The sequence below is a fragment of the Vibrio sp. 2033 genome, assembly GCF_033339735.1.
Genome location: NZ_JAWOVC010000394.1, coordinates 1 through 676, shown reverse-complemented (window position 1 = coordinate 676; position 676 = coordinate 1). Strand labels below are relative to the sequence as shown.

The window sequence follows — 676 nt, the reverse complement described above, 5'->3', positions numbered from 1 at the left end:
GTCTGCCTCTACTCTTCGCTCTTGACCGTATCTTCGACATGATTCGTACGGCTCTAAACATTACTGGTGATGCAGCATGTGCGGTCATTGTTGATGCTTTAGTAGAAGAAACTGCCGCTGAAGCGGAGTTACAAAAGCAAGAAGCTTAGTTTCCTAACAAATACTTAAAAGCCGCTCAAAAGAGCGGCTTTTTTTTCGATTCTTTGCATTACGTAACCATACAAATAGAAACTAATAGCATAATTTTTCTGAAGTGATATAACGCCCGTACTAACTATAAAAAACGTCAGATCTAGGTTGTATCATGAGTCTTAAGCTGTCTTTGGGTTCGCTTTCCAATACAGATTTGCCTATTGAAACAAAACAACAGGCACTGATCGATATTGTTCTTCGCTTCCTCACACCACAAGAGAGAGCCTCTCTCTTTGAGTCCATCACTCATCAACGAGAAACGAACTTGCTGGCACGCTATCCTGAGTACCAGTCCAAAAGTCTTTCTGTCTTGTTTGAGTTAATGGATTATCGAGATTTGGTTCGACTGCATCCGAACAACCTACATGACGACGTCTATCTACTTGAATTAACCGTAGCAGAGTGCTTCCCTCATTGGTTAGACTTTTGGTGCGCTTGCGAAATCGAAGCCATCAAACAGAAATACTCGCTTGAAAACCGCCAG

1 protein-coding gene and 1 pseudogene are annotated in these 676 nt (G+C 42.0%); both read left to right on the top strand.

Annotated features, from left to right (window positions below; translation table 11 throughout):
* Positions 1-149 (top strand): cation:dicarboxylate symporter family transporter (locus tag R7P74_RS26800; RefSeq protein ID WP_318123694.1); only part of this gene is annotated, 149 nt, incomplete at its 5' end.
* Between the two features lie 155 nt (positions 150-304).
* Positions 305-676, top strand: a pseudogene (opaM, locus tag R7P74_RS26795) (acyl-homoserine-lactone synthase OpaM); the annotation flags it as partial.